General features: G+C 36.3%; 23 protein-coding genes and 2 pseudogenes. 20 read left to right on the top strand and 5 right to left on the bottom strand.

What is annotated here, in order from left to right; genetic code table 11:
* The first annotated feature begins 103 nt into the window (after window positions 1-103).
* The 15 genes and pseudogenes from dapA (at window position 104) to BZK16_RS10995 (ending at window position 14,046) form a co-directional block, all read left to right on the top strand.
* A complete protein-coding gene (gene dapA, locus BZK16_RS11065; RefSeq protein WP_077928955.1) occupies window positions 104-967 on the top strand; it encodes a 4-hydroxy-tetrahydrodipicolinate synthase in 864 nt (287 codons plus the stop codon).
* An 11-nt stretch (window positions 968-978) separates the two neighbouring features.
* Window positions 979-2,460 carry an aldehyde dehydrogenase gene (locus BZK16_RS11060; RefSeq protein ID WP_077928954.1) on the top strand — a complete coding sequence of 494 codons (1,482 nt, stop codon included), beginning with the start codon at window positions 979-981 and terminating at the stop codon, window positions 2,458-2,460.
* A 64-nt stretch (window positions 2,461-2,524) separates the two neighbouring features.
* The gene (abaF, locus tag BZK16_RS11055; RefSeq protein ID WP_077928953.1) at window positions 2,525-3,835 is read left to right on the top strand and encodes a fosfomycin efflux MFS transporter AbaF; all 1,311 of its coding nucleotides are present in this window, start codon (window positions 2,525-2,527) and stop codon (window positions 3,833-3,835) included.
* Window positions 3,826-4,095: pseudogene (locus tag BZK16_RS11050) on the top strand (fosfomycin efflux MFS transporter AbaF); the annotation flags it as partial. The gene abaF and the pseudogene BZK16_RS11050, both read left to right, overlap by 10 nt.
* Before the next feature lie 82 nt (window positions 4,096-4,177).
* On the top strand, window positions 4,178-4,957 hold the full coding sequence (locus tag BZK16_RS11045; protein ID WP_077928951.1) for an AraC family transcriptional regulator: 780 nt from the start codon (window positions 4,178-4,180) through the stop codon (window positions 4,955-4,957).
* 94 nt (window positions 4,958-5,051) lie between these two features.
* Window positions 5,052-6,347, top strand: coding sequence for a 2-hydroxycarboxylate transporter family protein (locus tag BZK16_RS11040; protein WP_077928950.1), 1,296 nt, complete (start codon window positions 5,052-5,054; stop codon window positions 6,345-6,347).
* Window positions 6,348-6,363: 16 nt separating this feature from the next.
* A complete protein-coding gene (locus tag BZK16_RS11035) occupies window positions 6,364-6,642 on the top strand; it encodes a citrate lyase ACP (RefSeq protein WP_077928949.1) in 279 nt (92 codons plus the stop codon).
* Window positions 6,642-7,508: an HpcH/HpaI aldolase/citrate lyase family protein gene (locus BZK16_RS11030; RefSeq protein WP_077928948.1), complete on the top strand. Its 867-nt coding sequence runs from the start codon at window positions 6,642-6,644 to the stop codon at window positions 7,506-7,508. The genes BZK16_RS11035 and BZK16_RS11030 overlap by 1 nt, the downstream gene beginning before the upstream one ends.
* Window positions 7,508-9,052 (top strand): citrate lyase subunit alpha, encoded by a 1,545-nt coding sequence (citF, locus tag BZK16_RS11025; protein WP_198932457.1) that lies wholly within the window; start codon window positions 7,508-7,510, stop codon window positions 9,050-9,052. Before BZK16_RS11030 ends, citF begins: the two co-directional genes overlap by 1 nt.
* A 64-nt stretch (window positions 9,053-9,116) precedes the next feature.
* Window positions 9,117-10,127, top strand: coding sequence for a [citrate (pro-3S)-lyase] ligase (gene citC / locus BZK16_RS11020; protein ID WP_077928946.1), 1,011 nt, complete (start codon window positions 9,117-9,119; stop codon window positions 10,125-10,127).
* The gene (gene citG / locus BZK16_RS11015; RefSeq protein WP_077928945.1) at window positions 10,124-10,990 is read left to right on the top strand and encodes a triphosphoribosyl-dephospho-CoA synthase CitG; all 867 of its coding nucleotides are present in this window, start codon (window positions 10,124-10,126) and stop codon (window positions 10,988-10,990) included. Before citC ends, citG begins: the two co-directional genes overlap by 4 nt.
* A 3-nt stretch (window positions 10,991-10,993) precedes the next feature.
* Window positions 10,994-11,539: a citrate lyase holo-[acyl-carrier protein] synthase gene (gene citX, locus BZK16_RS11010; protein ID WP_143691169.1), complete on the top strand. Its 546-nt coding sequence runs from the start codon at window positions 10,994-10,996 to the stop codon at window positions 11,537-11,539.
* Between the two features lie 19 nt (window positions 11,540-11,558).
* A complete protein-coding gene (locus BZK16_RS11005) occupies window positions 11,559-11,732 on the top strand; it encodes a citrate lyase holo-[acyl-carrier protein] synthase (RefSeq protein WP_143691168.1) in 174 nt (57 codons plus the stop codon).
* Window positions 11,733-11,754: 22 nt separating this feature from the next.
* Window positions 11,755-13,368: an ATP-binding protein gene (locus BZK16_RS11000; protein WP_077928942.1), complete on the top strand. Its 1,614-nt coding sequence runs from the start codon at window positions 11,755-11,757 to the stop codon at window positions 13,366-13,368.
* A 3-nt stretch (window positions 13,369-13,371) separates the two neighbouring features.
* The gene (locus BZK16_RS10995) at window positions 13,372-14,046 is read left to right on the top strand and encodes a response regulator (RefSeq protein ID WP_077928941.1); all 675 of its coding nucleotides are present in this window, start codon (window positions 13,372-13,374) and stop codon (window positions 14,044-14,046) included.
* A gap of 44 nt (window positions 14,047-14,090) precedes the next feature.
* On the opposite strand, the gene nhaA is transcribed toward BZK16_RS10995, so the two are convergent.
* On the bottom strand, window positions 14,091-15,236 hold the full coding sequence (nhaA, locus tag BZK16_RS10990) for a Na+/H+ antiporter NhaA (protein ID WP_077928940.1): 1,146 nt from the start codon (window positions 15,234-15,236) through the stop codon (window positions 14,091-14,093).
* A 221-nt stretch (window positions 15,237-15,457) separates the two neighbouring features.
* A complete protein-coding gene (locus tag BZK16_RS10985; protein WP_408645574.1) occupies window positions 15,458-16,333 on the bottom strand; it encodes a substrate-binding domain-containing protein in 876 nt (291 codons plus the stop codon).
* Window positions 16,334-16,527: 194 nt separating this feature from the next.
* Here BZK16_RS10985 and BZK16_RS10980 point away from each other — a divergent pair.
* From BZK16_RS10980 to BZK16_RS10960, 5 genes and pseudogenes are all read left to right on the top strand, one after another.
* Window positions 16,528-16,677 (top strand): annotated as a pseudogene (locus BZK16_RS10980) (ATP-binding cassette domain-containing protein); the annotation flags it as partial.
* 18 nt (window positions 16,678-16,695) lie between these two features.
* Complete coding sequence (locus tag BZK16_RS10975) at window positions 16,696-18,189, top strand: sugar ABC transporter ATP-binding protein (RefSeq protein WP_077928937.1); 1,494 nt, start codon at window positions 16,696-16,698, stop codon at window positions 18,187-18,189.
* A gap of 42 nt (window positions 18,190-18,231) precedes the next feature.
* Window positions 18,232-19,272 carry an ABC transporter permease gene (locus tag BZK16_RS10970; RefSeq protein WP_077928936.1) on the top strand — a complete coding sequence of 347 codons (1,041 nt, stop codon included), beginning with the start codon at window positions 18,232-18,234 and terminating at the stop codon, window positions 19,270-19,272.
* Between the two features lie 17 nt (window positions 19,273-19,289).
* Window positions 19,290-20,276, top strand: coding sequence for a nucleoside hydrolase (locus tag BZK16_RS10965; protein ID WP_077928935.1), 987 nt, complete (start codon window positions 19,290-19,292; stop codon window positions 20,274-20,276).
* The gene (locus BZK16_RS10960) at window positions 20,254-20,673 is read left to right on the top strand and encodes a nucleoside hydrolase (RefSeq protein WP_077928934.1); all 420 of its coding nucleotides are present in this window, start codon (window positions 20,254-20,256) and stop codon (window positions 20,671-20,673) included. Before BZK16_RS10965 ends, BZK16_RS10960 begins: the two co-directional genes overlap by 23 nt.
* Window positions 20,674-20,729: 56 nt before the next feature.
* Here BZK16_RS10960 and BZK16_RS10955 read toward each other — a convergent pair whose 3' ends face one another.
* Genes BZK16_RS10955 through BZK16_RS10945 form a run of 3 tightly spaced genes read right to left on the bottom strand, consistent with a single transcriptional unit; the run spans window position 20,730 to window position 23,652 of the window.
* A complete protein-coding gene (locus tag BZK16_RS10955) occupies window positions 20,730-21,530 on the bottom strand; it encodes an ABC transporter ATP-binding protein (protein ID WP_077928933.1) in 801 nt (266 codons plus the stop codon).
* On the bottom strand, window positions 21,527-22,438 hold the full coding sequence (locus tag BZK16_RS10950; protein WP_077928932.1) for an ABC transporter permease: 912 nt from the start codon (window positions 22,436-22,438) through the stop codon (window positions 21,527-21,529). Before BZK16_RS10950 ends, BZK16_RS10955 begins: the two co-directional genes overlap by 4 nt.
* Window positions 22,439-22,455: 17 nt before the next feature.
* Window positions 22,456-23,652 (bottom strand): ABC transporter substrate-binding protein, encoded by a 1,197-nt coding sequence (locus BZK16_RS10945; protein WP_077928960.1) that lies wholly within the window; start codon window positions 23,650-23,652, stop codon window positions 22,456-22,458.
* Between the last annotated feature and the right edge of the window lie 39 nt (window positions 23,653-23,691).

Genomic DNA, 23,691 nt, shown 5'->3' with positions numbered 1-23,691 from the left:
TTTTTTTTATGTTTTTCATCAAGAAAACTTAAGTCAAATAATAGAATCTAGATATAGCAGCTACAAAATTGCTACTAATTTATAATTGACTTAGGAGGATTGTATGAGATTTCAAGGTATTTATGTGCCATTAGTTACACCATTCAAAGCAGATAAAAGTTTAGATGTTGAAACATTAAAAATATTAGTGCAAAGCTTTATTGATAAAGGTGTCTCTGGTTTAGTGGCATGTGGTACGACTGGTGAATACTATACTTTTTCAGAAGAGGAGCGCAAGACAGTATTAACAACAGTGGCAGAAATTGCTAAAGGGAAAGTTACATTAATTGCAGGGATTAATGATCTTTCGACAGAAGGTGCTTGCCGCCGTGCAAAAGAAGCAGAAGCATTGGGTTATGAAGCCTTTATGTTGTCTCCACCTGCGTATAGTTTACCTGATCAAGCAGGGGTTATTGCGCACTATGAAACAGTTGCTCAAGCAACAAATTTGCCAATCATTATGTACAACTTCCCAGCACGCGTAGGTGTTTCAATTGAATATGAAACAGTGGTGCATTTGGCAAAAAATCCTAATATTGCAGGAATTAAAGAAAGTAGCGGTGATTTCAGTAGAGCTTTACGTTTATTGCAGACTGATTTCAAAGATTTTGAAGTTGTTTGTGGTTGTGATGATCAGCCTGTTGATTTCTTTTTCTGGGGCGCAAAAAGCTGGATTGCTGGTGCAGGTAATGTATTCCCTGAAGAACAAGTGGCATTATTTAATGCAACGCAAAATAATGATTGGGATCTGGCTCGCAAGATCATGAAAGAGATCTATCCGGCCATTCACTCTATGGAATCAGGTAACTATAACCAAAAAGCAAAACTAGGTTGTTTGAAAGCAACAATTGATGTAGGCACAGTACGTTTACCATTGTCAGATCTATCTCATGAAGAGAAAGAAGAATTTTTGAAATTTTTTCGTTAAGGGAGGCAATTATGATTAAGACAAAAGAAGAAATATTTCAGTTAGCGAAAGATGGAAAGCTTTGGGCAGGGAATTTGATTGCAGAACATACTAGTTCAGCTGGAAAAATTGAGTGTGTTTCTCCCATTGATAATGTTGTGATTGGTTATATTGCTGATGGGAATGCTCAAGATATTGATGCGGCAGTGAAAGTTGCTCGAAATACATTTGAGGGTGGTGAATGGAGTCAAAAATCGCCAGCTGAGCGAAAAGCCGTAATGTTGAAGTTTTCTGCATTGTTAGAAACACACAGTGAAGAACTAGCTGCATTAGACTGTGTGGATGCAGGTAAGCCCATTACAGAATGTTTAAATACAGACATTCCAGCGACGATTGATACATTTTATTGGTATGCAGAAGCGATTGATAAAGTATTCGGAAAAATTGCACCCACAGCGAATGATGTGATGGGTTTGATTGTGAATGAGCCCATTGGTGTTGTAGGCGCGGTTTTGCCATGGAATTTCCCTGCACAAATGTTCGCTTGGAAAGTTGCACCTGCATTAACAGCAGGGAATTCAGTAATTGTTAAACCGGCAGAATTAACCTCACTCAGTGCTTATCGTATGGTGGAACTAGCCTATGAAGCTGGTGTGCCTAAAGGCGCTTTGAGCTTAGTGTGCGGATTTGGGGAAAAAGTAGGCGAGCCGTTGGGTCGACATATGGATGTGGATATTGTTTCCTTCACAGGTTCCACAGAAGTTGGGCGTTATTTCTTAAAGTACTCCGCAGAAAGCAATTTAAAAGAGATTGTTTTGGAATGCGGTGGTAAAAGCCCGCAAATTGTCTTTGAAGATGCTGATCTTGATGCTGCCGTTCCCCATATTTTAGCTTCAGCTTTTTGGAACATGAGTGAAAACTGTAGCTGCGGTTCTCGTTTGCTTGTTCATGAAAATGTTAAAGATGCACTATTGACTAAGTTAAAAGAAGGTTTGAAATCGTGGAAAGTAGGCAATCCACTAGATCCTGAAGTTTCAATTGGCCCAATGGTGGAAGAGGCCCATTTCAATAAAGTTAAATCTTTCATTGATGTCACTTTAAAAGAAGGTGGCAAGCTAATTACAGGTGGGAATATTCATAGTGATTTAGGTAGTGGCTGGTATGTAGAGCCAACGATTTTTGATCATGTCACAAAAGATATGACACTTTTCCAAAATGAAGTTTTTGGCCCTGTTTTAGCTGTGTGTAGCTTTACAACAGATGATGAGGCGGTGACTTTAGCCAATGATTCACATTATGGATTAGCAGCATCGTTTTATACCGAAAATCTCAAACGTGCTTTTAAGGTTGCCAATGGCATTAAGGCTGGAACAATTTCAGTGAATGGTTTTAGTGAAGGTGATATTACAACACCATTTGGAGGTTTTAAACAGTCAGGTTTTGGCGGCAAAGATAATGGCTTAGAAGCTTTTGAACAATATATACAACAAAAGGTTATTTGGTATATGAATTAACCTAAATTAAGGGATTAAACATCTATTAGAGTTTCCTAATGGATGTTTATAAAGAGGTAAGGATATGAAGAAGAATAAGGCATCAAAAGAGTTAAAATTGGCGGTTGCTGCTTCTACAGTGGGATCCGTTGCTGAATGGTATGAGTTTTTTCTATATGGAACTGCATCTGCCTTAGTTTTTGGGCAAGTATTTTTTAAACAAACAGGTAATGCTATTGACGGCATTTTGGCGGCATTTGCTTTGTATGCTGTAGGTTTTTTAGCAAGACCTTTGGGTGGATTGGTATTTGGTCATTTTGGTGATAAATATGGCCGTAAAAAACTATTACAAATTAGTTTAATTATGGTGGGAATTACAACCTTTTTGATGGGCACAATTCCAGGTTTTGACAGCATTGGTTATTGGGCACCCATTTTATTAGTTTCACTACGTTTAATACAAGGTTTTGCATTTGGTGGTGAATGGGGTGGTGCTGTGATCTTAGTGTCTGAACATAGCCCACCAGATCGTAGAGGATTTTGGGCAAGTTGGCCGCAAGCAGGTGTACCATTAGGGAATTTAGTTGCAACGATTGTTTTATTAATTCTCTCTACAACTTTAACGCAAGAACAATTTTTAGACTGGGGATGGCGTGTTGCATTCTGGTTCTCTGCTGTTGTTGTATTAATTGGCTTATGGATTCGTAAAAGTGTGGATGATGCTCCCGTATTTAAAGAAGCACAAAAACAGCAAGAACTTAGAGAAGATAAACAGTTGGGGATTGTAGAAGTTTTAAAACATCACAAAAGAGCAATTGTTGCAGGCATTGGTGCACGATTTGTAGAAAATATTTTGTATTACATGGTTGTAACTTTTTCAATTAGTTATTTGAAGTTGGTTGTTGAAAAAGACACGACTGAAATATTACTGATGATGTTTGGTGCCCATTTTGTACATGTATTTTTTATCCCATTAATGGGGCATTTAAGTGATATTCACGGTAGAAAGCCTATATTTATGATAGGTGCGGTCTTGACTGCAACATGGGGGTTCTTTGCATTCCCAATGATGGATACAGGCAATGACTGGATCATTATATTAGCAATTATTATTGGGTTATTTTTCCAGTCAATGACATACTCGCCTTATTCTGCATTGATGACAGAGCTATTTCCAACACATGTACGCTATACATCCTTGTCATTGTGTTACCAAGTTGCTCCTATTTTAGCAGGATCATGGGCGCCATTAATTTCTTTAGCATTGTTAAATAAATTTCAGAGTTCAATCCCTATCGCTATTTATTTAGTTTTTGCAAGTTTGGTATCAATCATCTGTATTTCATTGGTAAAGGAAACAAAAGGAAAAGAGTTAACATTTGANTCCAGTCAATGACATACTCGCCTTATTCTGCATTGATGACAGAGCTATTTCCAACACATGTACGCTATACATCCTTGTCATTGTGTTACCAAGTTGCTCCTATTTTAGCAGGATCATGGGCGCCATTAATTTCTTTAGCATTGTTAAATAAATTTCAGAGTTCAATCCCTATCGCTATTTATTTAGTTTTTGCAAGTTTGGTATCAATCATCTGTATTTCATTGGTAAAGGAAACAAAAGGAAAAGAGTTAACATTTGATAAAGCAGAATAGAAATATTGCAATCTTGAGTTGAACTGGATAAATTCTATAGAGTTTATCCAGTTTTTTATGGCTTGAGTATTGAGAAATAGCTATGTTGAGTGAAGCAGGTTTTGATTTTGAATTAAGTAATGCGGCATTTGAAGTCGATGATTTACAAGGCTTCTTAAAGCATATTCGATTAGTTATGCCATTGATTAATCAACTACAAAATATTACTTTTTTCGTAAAAGATACTGAGGGTAATTATGTGATTGCCAATCAGAATTTAGTTTATCGTTCGCAAAAAAAAGATGTTTCTGAATTAATTGGTCAAAAAGCAGAAGAAGTCTTTGGAGTAGTTGGTGCGGCATTCACTAATCAAGATTTAGAAGTCATGACAAATAAACCTCTCATTAATCATTTAGAATTACATCACTATAAATCGGGTTTATTGGGATGGTGCATGGCAACAAAAATTCCATTAATAGATCCGATGGGTATTGTTGTTGGAATGGTTGGAATGGCAATAGATTTACAAGATGAAAAAGAAAATAGGCCAAAGATTAACTCTAAATTGAGTAAAGTTGAACAATATATAAGCCAAAATTTTCAAGAAAATATGACAATTGAAGATTTAGCACATATTGCCAACTTGTCAAAGTCACAACTCAATCGTCAATTTAAAAATATTTTTCAGATGACACCATTACAATTAATCCATAAGAAACGTTTTGACTTAGCGATTTCTTTATTATCTCAAGACATTTCTATTACAGAAATTTCATTAAAGTGTGGCTACAGTGACCACAGCGCATTTAGCCGAAAATTTAAAGAAGTGACACAAATGTCACCCAGTGAGTTTAAAGAGAGAGTTTACCAAACTAAGTCTTAAGTTTAATTACTTTCATTAGTTACGTAAGTAGTGAAAATGTAGTTTGCCATGTTACAAAGAATTTACTTTTTATAGTAATTTTGGGGACTCAAACATGGCGGAGAATAGTAGTTTTTCTAATAAAGGCAAGTGGATGGAGATGCAAATAGGCATTCTTCCATTACCTGTTTATATTGTATTGGCAGCCATTATTTTATTAGCTGCTTATGTGGGTAAATTACCTGTCGATATGATTGGTGGTTTCGCGCTTATGATGATTATAGGTATGTTATTAGGCGATTTGGGCTTAAAAATTCCTATTTTAAAAGATATTGGTGGACCAGCAATATTATCTATTTTTATTCCATCAATTCTCGTTTTTTATAATGTTTTTAATAAAAATACCATTGATGCGATTACTGCTGTCACTAAAACATCTAACTTCTTGTATTTTTATATTGCTTGCTTGGTTACAGGTAGCATTTTAGGCATGGTTAGAAAAACATTAATTAGTGGATTTGTACGATTATTTGTACCATTAATTGTTGGTACAGTGGCATCTTGTATTGTTGGTACATTAGTAGGAACAGTATTGGGTTTAGGGACATTTGAATCTTTCTTCTATATTGTTGTGCCAATTATTTCTGGTGGTATTGGTGAAGGTATTTTACCTTTATCTATTGGTTACTCTGCTGTTTTGGGTAAAAGCCCAGAAGATTTTATTGGTATGTTAGTACCTGCTGCGATGTTGGGCAATGTTGTAGCAATTATGTCTGCTGGCTTTTTACATCGTTTAGGCATCAAGAAACCACATCTAACAGGTAATGGAACACTTGTTAAATCAGGTGATGAAATTTTTGAAGAAAAAAAAGAGCTTCCATTTAATGTTTCTTTAATGGGGGCTGGCATGGTTTTAGCATGTAGTGCTTTTATTTTGGGTGGTTTGTTGAATACGATTATTCCAATTCCCGCTCCAATCATTATGATTATCAGCGTTGCATTAATTAAATTACTTGCGATTTTGCCAGAAAAAATGGAAGTGGGAGCCTATCAATTCTATCGCTTTGTTGCGACTAATTTAACATGGGCATTATTGGTAGGTGTCGGGGTTTTATACACACCATGGGATAAAGTATTACAAGCTATTAGTCCTGCTTATGTCATTACCGTTGTTGCAACTGTTTTAACAATGATTACATCAGGCTTTTTTGTGGGTAAATATATGAAGATGTATCCGATTGAGGCAGCTATTGTTACAGGAACTCACAGTGGATTAGGTGGTACAGGCGATGTTGCAATTTTATCAGCAGCAAATCGTATGGAGCTTATGCCTTTTGCACAAATTGCGACCCGTTTAGGTGGTGCAGGTGTTGTTGTGCTTGCTGTCATTATCATGCGATTGATGGCTTAAAATTTTGGAGACCAACATGATTAAAGTAAGCGCAGGCACACTAGAATCTAATGACATTTGGATAACATTAGAAGTTTTAGAAAACGGTGACGATATCACTATTGAGTTAGAAAGTATTGTCATGGCTCAATTTGGTGATTCTATTAGAGAAACATTATTAAATTTGGTTCAAACGAGAGCTAAGAGTTGTGCCCTTTTGATTAAGGCTATAGATAAAGGTGCTCTACCATACACTATCGAAGCAAGAATGGTAACTGCATTATCGAGAGCCAATCTTTTAAAAGGAGAAAAATAATGAATTTATTAAGATCGTTATTATTCTTACCTGGTAACAATCCTGGGATGTTACAGAATGCTGGAGTCTTTGGAGCAGATGGTATTATTTTTGATTTGGAAGATGCAGTTTCTCCTCTTGAAAAAGATTCAGCAAGGCACTTGGTTTATTATGCATTGACTAATAATGAGTATGGTCCAACCAAAACTATTGTAAGAATTAATCCATTAATTTATGGTGGGCGTGATGATATCGCAATGATTGCTCAGGCAAAACCAGATGCTTTAATGCTTCCTATGATTCAACATCCGAATGAATTGTTAGAAATCATTGAATTAATAGATCATCATGCAGATGGTAAAAAAATAGATGTTATTCCATTAATTGAAACAGCTGGTGGAATCGCAAATATTGATGCAATTGCAGGCACAAGTGACCGAATTTTAGCATTGGCTTTTGGCGCTGAAGATTATAGTGTTTCTATTGGTACAGAAAGAACAACAGAAGGCACAGAAATATTATTTGCAAGGCAAAAAATAGTTAATGCCGCTGCTGCGCACGGCTTAACTGCGATTGATACACCGTTTACTGATGTGCAAGATAAAGAAGGTTTATTGAAAGATACTCTTTATGCTAAGCAAATAGGATTTAAAGGCAAATTAGCGATTAATCCACGACAAATTGATAGTATTCACAAGGCTTTTACACCATCTAAAAATGAAATTAAGTGGTCAATGAGGGTTTTAGAGGCAATCAATATTGCAAAACAAACAGGTTCAGGTGTGATTGCATTAGATGGAAAAATGATTGATGCCCCGATTGTATCACGCGCAGAAAGAACAATTAAAATCGCCCAACATTTAAATTTAATTATGGGGGAACAATAATGAAAAATTTAGTTGGTAGAGAATTGCCAGAATTTATAGAAGGTTATGGTGTCGTTAAGCCATTTAATGGTGCATTCAGCACAACACCAGATATGAATCGATATGCGCCTAAAGTTAAATACTCATTACCTGCTCAGGATAAAATCTTAGAGGATTTAGAGGCTGTATTTAAGAAAATTCCTATAGTTGATGGTATGACATTAGGTTTCCATCATCATTTTAGAAATGGTGATTTTGTTGTTAATAAAGTGATGGCTGTCGCGCATAAGCTCAATATTAAAAATTTAACAGTCGCACTGAGTTCTATTTTTCCTGTACATGCGCCATTAGTTGATTACATGAAAGATGAGACAGTTACTCAAATTGATACAAATTATATGTCAGGGCCAGTTGCTCAGGCAATTTCTGAAGGCAAGCTGAAAAAACCTGCCATTTTGAGAACTCATGGTGGAAGGGCAAGAGCTATAGAGTGTGGACAATTAAAGGTTGATGTTGCTTTTATTGCAGCACCTTGTGTTGATACATATGGCAATATTAATGGTGTAGAAGGTGATGTTGCATGTGGCTCTTTAGGTTATGCTTTTCCTGATATGGAATATGCTGAACATGTCGTGGCTGTAACGAATAATATATTGCCTTATCCTTTGAATCGTATTTCTATACCACAAACACGAGTCGACTATATTGTAGAATTGGATGAAATTGGTGACCCTAAAGGAATTGTGTCAGGCACAACTACTATTACAAAGGACCCCGTGCAATTAAAGATTGCTTCACTAGCCGCAAAAGCGATTGAGTGTTCAGGATTATTAAAAAATGGTTTCTCTTTTCAAACAGGTGCAGGCGGTGCATCTTTAGCAGTGGCTGAATATATTCGAGAAATGATGAAAGAACAAAATATTACGGGTAGTTTTGCACTAGGTGGTATTACAGGTTATTTAGTTCAAATGTTAGAAGAAGGATTATTTAAGAACCTATTAGATGTTCAAGGGTTTGATTTAGAAGCCGTTAGATCTTTAAGAGATAATCCAAATCATATTGAAATTGGCGCTGGCATGTATGCTAATCCATTTAATTCAGGTTGTGTTGTCAATCAACTAGATTGCGTAGTATTAGGGGCAACTGAGATGGATACATCATTCAATGTTAATGTTACCACAAGCTCCAATGGTTTAATTATGGGAGGATCAGGTGGGCACAGTGATACAGCTGCAGGTGCTAAATTAACAATTGTAACAGCTAATTTATTACGTAGCCGTTTACCAATTATTTGTGATGACATTATGGTAATCACTACACCTGGTGAAACTGTAGATGTGTTAGTGACAGAGTATGGTATTTGTGTGAATCCACGTAGACAAGATTTAATTGAGTTATACACGCAGAATAAACTTCCATTATTTAGTATTGAAGAGATGAAAGAGCTTGCTGAAAAGAAAGCTGGCAAATCTCAGGTTGCTGAAGTTAATAAAGATCGAATCGTTGGCATTTTAGAATATAGAGATGGCACTGTTATTGATCTTATTTATTCAATAAAAAAATAATTAGTTAGATGATAGGTTTTACATTGTGATAGTAAAGCCTATCCTAAAATAATATGGGAGCGATATGTCATATATTTATAATCATATTACGAAGGAGCATAATGTTGCGTACCAAGAAATAAAAGAGTTTCTAGAGCAAAATAATCTTTTAATGGATTGTAATGTGACAGATTTTATAGAAGTACGCGATAAGTCTATGTTGGTAGCTTGTGCAGGTTTGGATGGCAATATTATCAAATGTGTTGCAATTAATGAAAATAATAGAGGCTCAGGAATATCACTGTCTATGCTGAGTGAAGTACAAAAACTAGCGATATCACAAGGTTATTCAGAGCTTTTTTTATTTACCAAGCCATGTAATGTAGAGCTGTTTAAAGCCGCAGGATTTTACCCAATCATCATCCATGACCAAGTGGTACTGATGGAGAATAGCCAGAATCGTTTCGCAAAATTTTGTCATCATTTAACACAATATCAAAAAATCGATGGTGTAAGTGGTGCAATAGTTATGAATGCTAATCCTTTCACTCTAGGCCATCAGTATTTAATCCAGAAAGCTTTAGAAAATTGTGATTGGTTACATGTTTTTGTTGTACAAGAGAATTTATCATTTTTTAGTTTTGAAGATCGTTATCAGTTAGTTCAAGAAGGAACAAAACAGTTCGATAGGGTAACGGTTCATAAAGGATCTGACTATATTATTTCTCGTGCATCATTTCCTAATTATTTTTTAAAAGATACTAATTTAGTATCAAGCAGTCATGCTGGCTTAGATCTATCAATTTTTAGAAAATTTATTGCGCCAGCATTAAACATTAGTTGTCGTTTTGTAGGAACAGAGCCCACAGATATGATTACTCGGCAATATAATGGAGAAATGGTGCATTATTTACAGGAAACACAAGATGAGTCTCTTACCATTAATGTAATAGAGATTCCTAGGATATCAATCACAGAAAATGTTATATCAGCATCTTCTGTTAGGCGATATTTAGCAGATCAAAATTTTGATGCAATTGCTCAGTTAGTACCAGATTCTACGTTGAAATATTTAGTAGAAAGGTATAAGAAATGAAGTTGTTAGAATATACATTCTTGAATAATCTTGCAGTAACAGCTTTAAAGTCTGAAGTGTTATTGAGCCCGAAACCTGGCTTGGTTGATCGTTTGAACAATGGTGCACATTGTGACATGAATGTTGAATTATTCATGAAAAGTGCAGACATTATTTCAACTTACATGGAACATTTTGTATCTATAGGGTGGGAAAATAGGTTTTTGCCATCAAGTATGCTGTTGTCAATTATTAGAGAAGTTGGGATCCAGTGTGAAGCAGATATGTTTAATGTAACGCATGGTATTAATACACATAAAGGCGCAATTTTTTCGTTTGCTTTGATCAGTGCTGCTATGGGGAAGCATTGGGATAATATTGGTAAGGTTTCAATTGATGATTTATGTAATGAGGTTGCTAATATTTGTTCGGGTATTGTTAACAAAGAGTTGAAAAATTCAGATGAGCAGAATACTGCTGGGCAAAAAATTTTTAAAAAATATGGTATTGCTGGCGCACGAGGAGAAGCTGAAAATGGCTTTCGGTCAGTGAGACTGATTACTTTGCCTATTCTAGAGGAGTTATCAGGTCAGCATTCTGAAGAACAAATATATTTACACATATTAATGAGCCTAGTTGCATATACCAATGATACAAATATTATTTCACGCAAAGATATGAAAGGATTGATGTTTGCACAAGATATTGCTAAATATTATTTAGATTCAGGCAGCGTTTTTAATGATCACAATTTAATGCGTTTAAAAGGTATTGATAACCTTTTTATCCTTAATAATATCAGCCCAGGTGGTTGTGCTGACTTATTAGCTATTACATTATATTTAAAAGCATTTCAGGAATGGCAAATAAGTAGAGGTATTTAAGTGATGCAATATCGCGAAATGCTAAATGGTACACAAGTCACACTAGATGAAGTTTTATTATCTAAAGAAACTAGACAAAAGACACAATTACAATTGTTACATCAGCATGATGGCACACTTGTTTACTTGACCTTAGTAGCTCCTGGTAATATCAAAAATAATGATGGTTTTAGATATGTTTTCTATAGAGCATTACTGGACTTTGAGAAACAATGCATACAACAGAAACTATCAATCATTTGTCATGGACGAATTATTGAAAACACTGGATTAGAAGCATATTGGATGGTTAAAACTGAAGACATGTATAGTGTAAAAAAGCTCTGTATAAATCTAGAAGAACAGATGATATATGGGCGATTATGCGATTTTGATGTCATCATTTGTAATGCGATGAGTCATCATATAGTTTCTCGAAGTGATTTAAATTTATCAGGTCGGAAGTGCCTTGTATGTGGTTCATTTGCACATGTTTGTGCTAGATCACAAAAACATTCTTATACAGATGTTTTAGATAGTGTAAGTGATATTATTTATCANCGATTTTGATGTCATCATTTGTAATGCGATGAGTCATCATATAGTTTCTCGAAGTGATTTAAATTTATCAGGTCGGAAGTGCCTTGTATGTGGTTCATTTGCACATGTTTGTGCTAGATCACAAAAACATTCTTATACAGATGTTTTAGATAGTGTAAGTGATATTATTTATCAAAGTATTCAAGATACATTAGTGATTTAATTCAAAGTAATAGACTTATCATATGATGAAATTTTTCAGTAAAATAAAGCTGCAAACTAAAATATTACTCTTAGGAGGAGTGATATTAATCTTAGCCATCAGTGTGGGTGGTGTAGTTATTTTAAGGATTGTGGATACATATTTTAATGATATTGCTTTAAACAGAGGCAATCATGCAATGAGTGAAATTATTAACCAACCACTCGTTGCTCAATCGCTTATAAACCCAACACTTGAAAACTCGAAAGAATTGGTGAATTTAACAAATATTATTCAACGTGCATCAATTGTAGATTTTATAGTGATCATAGATATGGATGGCATTCGTTTAACACATCCTAATCCAAACAAAATTGGATTGTTAGTAGAGGGTGATGATGTCAGTGATGTATTTTTAGGCAAATCTTATATATCTACAGCTGCTGGCACTTTAGGAAGATCTTTGAGGTTGTTTGAGCCTGTTTATAATGGAAAACAACAAGTTGGTGCTGTCATTATTGGCATTACAGTAGAGTCTATTAGTTTAATGGCAGCTAAAATATATATGCCAATTATGTATTTTTTGGCCTTCATTTTATGTGTGACAGTTGTATCAACAGTTTATTTAGCTAAGCATATTAAAAAAATATTAAATAATTTAGAGCCACATGAAATAGCAAGGATGCTGGAAGAAAAAAACTCTATGTTTCGCACAGTTAAAGAAGGCGTCATTGTGATCAATACGTCTGGCTATATTTCACTGATCAATGATGCAGCTAAAAGAATCTTAGGATTAGATAATCGAATTGAAGGAAATTTTTTTCAGCAGAATATTTATAAAATTGATGATTATTTGGCTAATTCTAGGTTGGAAGATGTTATGAAGTCTCAGATGCCTGAATATGATAGCGAACAAAAATTGGATAATACGATTATTATCACAAACAGAGTACCATTAATTGTCAAAGGAAAAGTCGTTGGAGCAATGGCGACTTTTAGAGATATGACTGAACTCAGAAAATTGGCTGAGCGATTAACAGGTGTTAAGCGTTATTTAGAAGCACTTCGAGTGCAGCAACATGATTTTTCAAATAAGATGCATGTTATTCACGGATTATTCAGTACACAAAATTATAGCGATTTGGGGGATTATCTTAATGAACTCATGTATGAATTGAATGAAGAAGAATATAGTTTAACTGCATCTGTGAAAGATCCAATTTTACAAAGTTATTTACACAGCAAGTTAAGACATGCTAATGAGTTAGGTGTTAACTTAGATATTGATATTCATAATAATATTGATGTCATAGACAATAAAAGTATCGCCTATTCTTTAGTGACTTTATTAGGTAATTTAATCAACAATGCATTTGATGCTGTCGCCAATGAAGATGCTAAGGATGTTACTGTTATTATGTCATTACATGAAGGTCAGCTTTTATGCATGATAGAGGACAGTGGAAAAGGTATTAATCCTGATGATTTAGATAAAATTATGAATAAAGGTTATTCTTCTAAAGGAGAAGGTCGAGGTTATGGCTTATATATTATTCTTAATATATTGAGTGAGTTAAACGGTAAAATTAGTTTTGATTCTGGAAAAAAAGCTGGCTTTGGTGTTAGCATACAAATACCTCAGAAGAATATTTGGTAAGTTATGATGATATCAGTTTTAATAGTTGAAGATGATCCAATGGTAGCAGAGCTGAATCGCTTGTATACTGAGAAGATTGATGGCTTTCATGTTATTAAAATTGTTAATAATGGGCGAGATGCTATCGATTTTTTGAGTAATCATAGTGTGCATTTAGTTTTACTGGATGTGTTTATGCCACATATGCAGGGATTAGCAGTGCTCAAAAAAATAAAATCATCATTCTCAGATGTGAATGTCATTATGATTACTGCTAATAGGGCAAGTTTAGATATTAAAACTGCATTAAATCATGGTGTGATAGATTATATTGTGAAGCCTTTTACCTTTGAAAGATTTCAATCAACACTTTTAGCTTTTAGTCAAAGATACAAAATATTGCATTCAGAGGAAGAGTTGACACAATCTGCTTTGGACAAAATTATCTCTATAGATATACCTAAATTACAAAGCCAACACCCTAAAGGAATTAATGAGCAAACATTATTAACAATTAAAAAACTCATAAAAGATTTTACTCATACTTTTACTGTGGCTGAGATTGCCGATATTAGTGGTTTGTCACGCATATCATTAAAGAAATATTTAGACTATCTTGAAAATCAAGGAGAATTAGAAAGTGAGTTGCTCTATTCCACAATGGGTAGACCTGCGAAGCTATACAAAATATCTAATTAGTTTCTAAAAAGGCTGAATACATTTCATATCCAGCCTAGTTATGATTACTTAATTTGCGGATGTAATCTCAAGATCATATAACCCAATCCACCTGATAAGAATGAGCCTATGAATACGCCGATTTTGCTTAAATCCTGCAATTCAGGTGAAACAAATGCCAACATGCTGATGAATAAACTCATTGTAAAGCCAATGCCACACAATAATGCAACACCATAAACTTGTAGCCATGTTGCACCATTTGGACGCTGGAATAAGCCTAATTTTTCGCCCAAATATACAATGCCAAAAATACCAATTTGCTTACCAAAGAATAAGCCTAAAGCAACACCTAAAACGACAGGATGAGCAAGCATAGATAATTCTAAACCAGCAAATGAAACGCCAGCATTGGCAAAGCCAAAGATAGGAATGATTAAGAAACTTACCCAATTGCTTAAGCTATGTTCCCACGCAATCAATGGTGGTTCACCTTTTGCATTAAGCGCAACATTATTGAGTGGAATGGTTAAGGCTAAAGTTACACCTGCTAAAGTTGCATGAATGCCTGATTTTAAAACCATGAACCATAAGATTAAGCCAAAGATTAGATATAAATACGGCGATGTTACTTTTTTGAAGTTCAAGAATACGAGCGCAATGATGCTGCCTAATGCGCCTAATAGATAGACTAAACTCAATTCTTGTGTGTAAAACACAGCAATGATGATAATGGCTGCTAAATCATCAATGATGGCTAAAGCAGTTAAAAATATCTTGAGTGATAAAGGTACTCGGCTACCTAACAAAGCCAAAATACCTAATGCAAATGCGATATCTGTCGCTGTTGGGATCGCCCAACCATTCAAAGCAGCAGCATCGCCTTTGTTGAGATAGAAATAGATGACAGCTGGTACAGCTAAACCTGCCAATGCCGCCAATCCTGGTAAAATTCGTTGTGAATTAGTGGCCAATTCGCCCACTAAAAATTCACGTTTAAGCTCTAAGCCAACGTAGAGAAAAAAGATAGCCATCAACGCATCATTAATCCAGTGCAAAATGGATAAACCTGCAACATAGCTATTTAAAATTGAGAAATATGATTCTGCCAATGGACTATTGGCAATGAGTAATCCCAGCAATGCCGAGATCATTAAAACGATGCCACCTGCTGTGGGTAAAGCAAAAAAGTACTGAAGTTTTTTATACATCCATTCTCCCAAAGTTGTATTTTATAAAAAACGTAAATTTACTAGAAAGTGATAGTAAAACACAATATTTTTATTTAAAAATCGATAAAAATTATAAATATATTTATTTTAAATATAAAAATTAGCATTGTTTTTGGAAGATTGTCCTTTGTTTTTAAAGCATAAAAAAACAGCCATAAAAATATGGCTGTTTATGTTGAATAATGAATGAGTTAGGCTATTTATTGCACATTGCTTTTATCAATGACAATTAAATCTTGGTAGAAACGCTCAGGAACTTCTTCTTTTTTGATGCGTTTAACTGCAAATTCTAAGCCTTTTGCTGCTTGTGCGCCTGGACCTTGATCAATTGTATTCAGCATTTTACCTTCTTTAATGTATTGCAATGCCAATGGTAATGCATCATAGCCAGAAACCAATACTTTACCTTCTAATCCAGCATTTTCGATTGCTGTAATTGCGCCGATCGCCATATTGTCATTCGCTGCAAATACACCGACAACATCAGGATTCGCAGTTAGAATATTTGTCATCACATTCAATGCTTGTTCTGTTTCCCAATTAGCTGTTTGTGATGCTACAACAGTGATTTCAGGTGCTTCAGAGAAAGCTTTCATTGCACCAGCTTTGCGTTGCTCGCCATTATCAACACCTGGGATACCTTCTAGAATAACTACTTTACCTTTGCCACCTAATTCATCCACTAGACGCTTTGCTGATTTATAGCCACCTTCAAAGTTATTCACACCAACATAGTAATAAGTTAAGCCAGCAGCTTTTGCGGCATCTTTATCTAATTCTACGTCTAAATCAATGATTGGCACGCCAGCTTTTTCAGAATCGCTGAATACAGAAACGAAAGCATGAGAATCGTTTGGCGTCACAATGATTGCATCAACTTTAGAAGCAATCATATTTTCAACTAATGATACTAATTGTTCTGTGGAATCTTCTTTTTCTGCCACTTGAACAATGAGATCAATATTTTGTTCTTTTGCGGCTTTATCTGCACCTTCTTTCATAGCAATGAAATATTCATTACTGAGGGTTTTCATGATAAGTGCAATTTTAGGTTTATCTGCTTGACCGAAAGCCATAACACTGAGTACAGTGATTGTTGCTAATAATGTTTGTAATAGACGTTTCATACTGATTTACCTCTGATTAATTGATATAGTAAAAATAGAGAAATCACAACAAAGCATGATTATTATGTAGTAAAATTGTTAAGCAAGCAAATCTATACAGTAGTTGAAATTTTCATTAACTATTTAATTAAAAGAATAATGATATGAATGAAATAGATAGAAGAATTGTTTTCGAGATGCATGAGGTAACAAAGGCTTTCAATCAAGTGGAAGTCCTGAAAGGCGTAGATTTTACATTACATGCTGGCGAAGTTCACTGCTTGGTAGGTGAAAATGGCGCAGGTAAATCAACANATTAAAAGAATAATGATATGAATGAAATAGATAGAAGAATTGTTTTCGAGATGCATGAGGTAACAAAGGCTTTCAATCAAGTGGAAGTCCTGAAAGGCGTAGATTTTACATTACATGCTGGCGAAGTTCACTGCTTGGTAGGTGAAAATGGCGCAGGTAAATCAACACTTTGTAAAATAATTGCAGGCGTTTATCCTGCCAATAGCGGATCGATGACGTTATTTGGGCAAGATTACAAACCTACTACAGTGAAAGAAGCACAACAAAAAGGCATTGGTTTTATTCATCAGGAATTATTATTAGTTTCTGAGCTGACAGTTTTAGAAAATATATTTCTTGGTAGTGAAAAGCACAATGCATTTGGTCAGATGAAATGGAAAGAGATGTATGATCGTTCCAAGAAAGTGATCGATGAGTTGGAATTGGATATTTCCCCAAATGCTAAAGTTAGTTCATTATCCATCGCACAGCAACAAATGGTGGAAATCGCCAAAGCTATTTTACATGATTATAAAATCATCATTTTTGATGAGCCAACGGCATCCATTTCTCGTAAAAACACTGAAACGCTCTTTAGAATCATTCATCAATTGAAAGCAAAAGGCGTTGGTATGGTTTATATTTCCCATCGCTTAGAAGAATTTAATCATATTGCCGATCGTGTCACTGTTTTACGCGATGGCGTTCGTACAGGCACAATGCTTTATAAAGATACTAACAATAATGAGATCATTAAATTAATGGTTGGCAGAGAGATCAAAGCATCCAATGAAGAAGATTATACGGATTATAGTCATGTCAAACTCAGCGTGAAAAACCTCGAAAATTCCCATGTGCAGAAATTATCTTTCGATGTGCATGCAGGTGAAATCTTAGGCTTTGCAGGCTTAGTGGGATCAGGGCGTACAGAAATTCTCCGTGCCATGTTTGGCGCAGATGAAAGCAGTGGTGAAATTTATATTGATGGCATTCACAAAGCCATTCGTTCCCCAAAAGATGCGGTGGATGCTGGCATTGGTTTATTAACAGAAGATCGAAAAGGGCAAGGCTTAGTACTCGGCACAAGTATTCGTAAAAATGTGACATTACCAATATTGCATCGCTTATGGAATGGTCTGTTCATTGATCAGAAAAAAGAGAAAGATTGCGTTCAAAAGAATCTAGAAAAGCTCCGCATTGTGGCAAGTAGCCAAGAGCAAACGGCAGGTACATTATCAGGCGGCAATCAGCAAAAAGTAGTGTTGGCTCGCTGGCTAGAAAGTGGCGTGAAAATCCTCTTTTTTGATGAGCCTACACGAGGCATTGATGTGGGTGCTAAAGCTGAAATTTATGATTTGATGCGTGAATTTACAAAAGAAGGTGGCACTGTAGTAATGGTTTCCTCAGATTTACCTGAGCTTTTACTATTATCTAATCGCATTATGGTGATGCGACAAGGCAAAATGGTGGGTGAAGTTGCACGCAAAGATGCAACAGAAGAGAAATTGATGCACTTAATGGTGGGTGTATAAATCCATTAATCGAAGAATTTAAAATATTTGGGTGACATAATTATGCAAAAACTAACAAAATCATCTGCACTTGCCATTATTTCCAATCTCGGGATTGGCCTCGTTTTAGTCGGGCTTGTGATTGGTATGAGCTTCGCTTCGCCTGTTTTCTTAAAAACAAATAATATTGTGAATATTCTCTTGCAAGTGGCAACCATTTCCATCATCGCAACAGGGATGACTTATGTGATTTTAACGGGTGGAATTGATTTATCAGTAGGATCAATTGTTGCATTGAGTGCTGTATGTTTAGGCACGTTCATTCATGCTGGGATGGAATGGATTGGTCAAGATCCATCACAATTCATGGTGCTTTTGGTTGTGGCTCTGTCTATCATTGGGGCGATTTTAGTTGGCACGATATGTGGCTTAATCAATGGATTTGTCATTGTGTGTATGAAGGTTCCACCATTCATTGCAACATTAGGCATGATGGGGATTGCACGTGGTTTAGCATTGACAATCGCTGGTGGTAAAACGCTTTACAGTTTTCCTCAATCATTGCGTTATTTAGGCAATGGTAAAATACCAGTGACTCAGAATTTTAGTTTGCCTGTGCCTGTTATTATCGCTTTTGCAGTTGTGATGGTGAGTTATTATGTATTAACTCAAACGAGATTTGGCCGACAAATTTATGCATTGGGCGGTAATCGCGAAGCAGTGCGTTTATCAGGGATCAATGTTTCTTGGTTAGAAATTCGTGCATATATTATTAATGGTGGCTTAGCTGCATTAGGTGCAGTGATTTTAGTGGGGCGCTTGAATGCCGCGCAACCAATCGCTGGTGATGGTTATGAGTTGGATGCTATTGCTGCAACTGTGATTGGCGGAACAAGTTTAGTGGGTGGTGTAGGTTCTGTGATTGGCACAGCAATTGGTGCATTGATCATGGGCGTTTTACAAAATGGTTTAACACTGCTTAACGTAGCATCTTACTCACAAAGATTGATTATTGGTGTTGTGATTATTCTTGCAGTTTTCTTAGATCAAGTACGCCGAGGTCAGGTTTCTTTTACATTCATTACACGTTGGTTTAAGCGATAATAATTCCAGGAGATGATATGAAATCTACAAAAATATTATTAACCACAGCAGTATTGGCAACTTCTATGACAATGACTATGGCAAAAGAAAAAGTAATTCTAGATACAGATATGGTGGAACTGTTTGATGATGGTTTGGCTATGATCATGCTCGCGAATTCAGATAAAGTAGATCTTCTTGGTGTGACAACAGTTTCTGGTAATACTTGGTCACGAGAAGGTACAGCGTATGCCATTAAGCAATTGGAATTGATTGATCGCATGGATATCCCTGTTGTCGAGGGAATTCGTTATCCTTTACGCGCAAGCCGCCATGAAGGCATTAAATTAGAACAGCAAATGTTTGGCATTGGGCCTTCAAATTATTTAGGCTCATTGGGCTATGATGAAAGATCAACAGGTGAACCTAAATCATGGGACATTTTTTATAAAAAGATCTACCTAGAACCACCAAAAATGAAGCCAATTGAACGAGATGCTGTTGATTTTATTATTGATACGATTCATAAAAATCCAAATGAAGTCACAATTGCAGCAATTGGGCCATGCACTAATGTTGCAATGGCAATTCGAAAAGATCCTGACATTATTCCATTGGTGAAGCGCATTATTTATATGGGTGGCGCTTTCGAAGTACCTGGTAATACATCGCCAGCGGCTGAATTTAATTGGTGGTTTGATCCTGAAGCTGCAAAAATGTGTGTAAGAGCACCATTTAAAGAGCAAATAGTTGTTGGACTAGATGTCACAGATAAAGTATTTGTGACGAAAGATCGCTATGAGAAAATGAAAGCGTTGCCACATTTATATCCAGAATTGAAAGATATGTTTTTAACAAGTTGGTATGAGCGTAAGTTTAAAGATCCTAAGGCAACTTCATATGTTTGGGATTTATTAGTGTCAGCGATTATCATTGATCCATCGATCATTACAGAATCGAAAAATCAGTGGATTGATGTGAATACTGAATATACGCAGGATTATGGTAGAAGNAGCACCATTTAAAGAGCAAATAGTTGTTGGACTAGATGTCACAGATAAAGTATTTGTGACGAAAGATCGCTATGAGAAAATGAAAGCGTTGCCACATTTATATCCAGAATTGAAAGATATGTTTTTAACAAGTTGGTATGAGCGTAAGTTTAAAGATCCTAAGGCAACTTCATATGTTTGGGATTTATTAGTGTCAGCGATTATCATTGATCCATCGATCATTACAGAATCGAAAAATCAGTGGATTGATGTGAATACTGAATATACGCAGGATTATGGTAGAAGTTTAGCTTATACAATCCAAGGGCCATTGGGCACAAAGATCGCGAAGGTCGTCCATACCATTGATGAAGATAAATTCTGGGATTTAACGTTTGATTTGATTCAACAACCAGTTGTGAAGAAATAATGGAAAGTAGATATAAGCATCATCCTAAAAGATGATGCTTATATTTATAAAATTATTTAACCCAGCAATAAGGCATCATCGCTAACTTTGGTGCCTTTTTTATGTTCAAATAATTCTAGCAAATCAGAAATGCTTAAATTCTCACGAACTTCGCCTGAAACATCCAGCATGATTTCACCTTGATGTAACATGATGGTTCTCGTGCCATACGTTAAAGCCTGCTGCATGGAATGTGTTACCATCAATGTTGTGAGCTTATTTTGGCGTACAATTTTATCTGTCAATTGTAAAACGAAAGATGCTGTTTTAGGATCAAGTGCAGCAGTATGTTCATCCAACAATAAAATTTTAGAAGGTTGCAGGGATGACATTAGCAAGCTAATGGCTTGGCGTTGTCCACCTGATAATAAGCCCATGCTATCGCCCAAGCGATTTTCTAAGCCTAAATTCAATGTTGCCAAATGTTCACGGAAGATTTGTCTGCGCTCTTCTGTAATCGCTGAGCCTAATCCTAAACCTGATTCATCGTTTCTACCATAAGCAAGTGCCATATTTTCTTCAATGGTTAATGCTTCACAAGTGCCCACCATTGGGTCTTGGAAAACACGTGCCACCATATTTGCACGCTTAGAAACTGAATGATTCGTAACATCGATATCATTGATTTTGATCGTGCCTTCTGTCACAGGAATATCGCCACTGATCACATTCAATAACGTGGATTTACCTGCGCCATTACTGCCGATTACCGTCACAAACTCGCCTTCACGAATCGTTAAATTGATCTTTCTAATTGCGATATTTTCCAAAGGAGTATGCTCATTAAAAATGACACGAATATCTTTTAATTGCATCATGATGGTTTTCTCCTTCTCATTCTTTTAAATTTTGTTTTGATTTGTGGCAATACCAAGGCAATCACAACTAATACCGCTGTGATTAAGTTTAAATCCTGTGCGCCAATGCCGATTTTATTCAATGGCCCGCTGTGCAATGCTAATGCGATGAATAAGCGATATAAGATTGCACCTACAATCACAGAAAGGGTAATCCAAAAGATTTTTCTTGAAGTGATCAGCGTTTCACCAATGATCACAGCTGCTAAGCCAATTACGATTGTACCAATGCCTATGGAAATATCCGCACCGCCTTGTGTTTGCACATATAAAGCACCGCCCAAAGCAATCAAAGCATTTGATAACATCATGCCCAAATAAGTCATCACATTAGTATTGATGCCTTGCGCGCGGGACATGCGAGGATTAGCGCCCGTTGCACGGAGTGATAAACCAGTTTGGCTTTTAAAGAAGCGATCTAACAAGAGTTTAATCGCGATGACGAACAAGAGGATGATTAAAGGTTTCACCCAAAACTGATTGCTGTAATCTTCTGCAATGAATGGGCTGAAAATCGTTGGATCCCAAATGATTGGCACGTTTGGTGCCCCCATGATTCGTAAATTCACAGAATAGAGTGCGATCATTACCAAAATACTTGCCAATAATTGCATGATTCTTAATGAAACATTGAGCCAGGCTGTGACAAAGCCAGCCATTGCACCGCCTAATGTGCCAAGCAATGTTGCGAGCCAAGGATTCATGCCAGAAACGATACAAATGGCACAAATTGCACCGCCTAAAGGAAAACTACCATCGGCGGTTAAGTCAGGGAAGTTTAAGATACGAAATGAAATTAAGACGCCAAGGGCAACCAATCCGTAGATTAGCCCAACTTCCAAGGCGCCAAATAAAGAAATTAAAGACATCGATGCTCCAGAATAATTTACTCAATAACCTTAGTTGCCGAATCAATCATAGATTGTGGCAATGTTGCGCCTTGTTGTTTTGCTGCTTTTACATTGACATACAATTGTGTTTTTTGTGGTTTTTCAGAAGGAATGTCACCTGCTTTTTCACCTTCTAAAATGCGCACAACCAATTTGCCTGTTTGTCTGCCCATGCCGTAATAGTCACCACCTAATGCTGCAACAGCACCACGTTCAGCAGATGAAGTATCCGATGCAATCAATGGAATTTTAGTTTGCACAGCAGCTTGATACATGGATTCATAAGCAGAAACCACATTGTTATCTGTGCTTGTATAAATCACATCTACACGACCTTGTAAACTTTTTACAGCAGTAGAAATGTCTGTCGTGCGTTGTGCAGGTGCTGCCACAACTTTAATGCCATCTTTATCTAAAACTTCTTGAAGTTCTTTTAACACAATTGTTGAGTTCACTTCGCCAGGGCTATAAACAAAGCCGACATTTTTTACAGTTGGCACAATCGCTTTGATCAATTCTACTTGTGGTTCTAAAGGTAAATGATCCGAAACGCCAGTTACATTACCGCCTGTTGCTTCCCAGCTTCTCACTAAGTTAGCAGCTACAGGATCTGTCACGGCGGTATAAACGATAGGCACAGTTCTTGTAGATGCAATCAATGCTTGCGCGCTTGGTGTGCCGATTCCTACGATTACATCAGGATTATCGCCCGCATATTTTTTAGCAATTTGCGCTGCGGTTGCAGTGTTTCCTTGTGCGCTTTGGAATTCTACTGTTAAGTTTTGACCTTCCACATAACCTGCATCTTTCAGTTCATCAATCACACCTTGGCGCGCTTGATCCAATGCAGGATGCTCAACAATCGCAGTGATTGCCACGCGCTTGTTGGCTTTTTCTGCCAAGNTTCTTGTAGATGCAATCAATGCTTGCGCGCTTGGTGTGCCGATTCCTACGATTACATCAGGATTATCGCCCGCATATTTTTTAGCAATTTGCGCTGCGGTTGCAGTGTTTCCTTGTGCGCTTTGGAATTCTACTGTTAAGTTTTGACCTTCCACATAACCTGCATCTTTCAGTTCATCAATCACACCTTGGCGCGCTTGATCCAATGCAGGATGCTCAACAATCGCAGTGATTGCCACGCGCTTGTTGGCTTTTTCTGCCAAGGATAATGTGCCCACTGAAAATGGCATCAAAACTGACAATAACAATAAAATTTTACTTGTTCTCAT

Origin of the sequence: Wohlfahrtiimonas populi (assembly GCF_002006795.1) — a bacterium.
Lineage (GTDB): Bacteria > Pseudomonadota > Gammaproteobacteria > Cardiobacteriales > Wohlfahrtiimonadaceae > Wohlfahrtiimonas > Wohlfahrtiimonas populi.
This window is presented reverse-complemented; position numbering and strand designations above follow the sequence as displayed.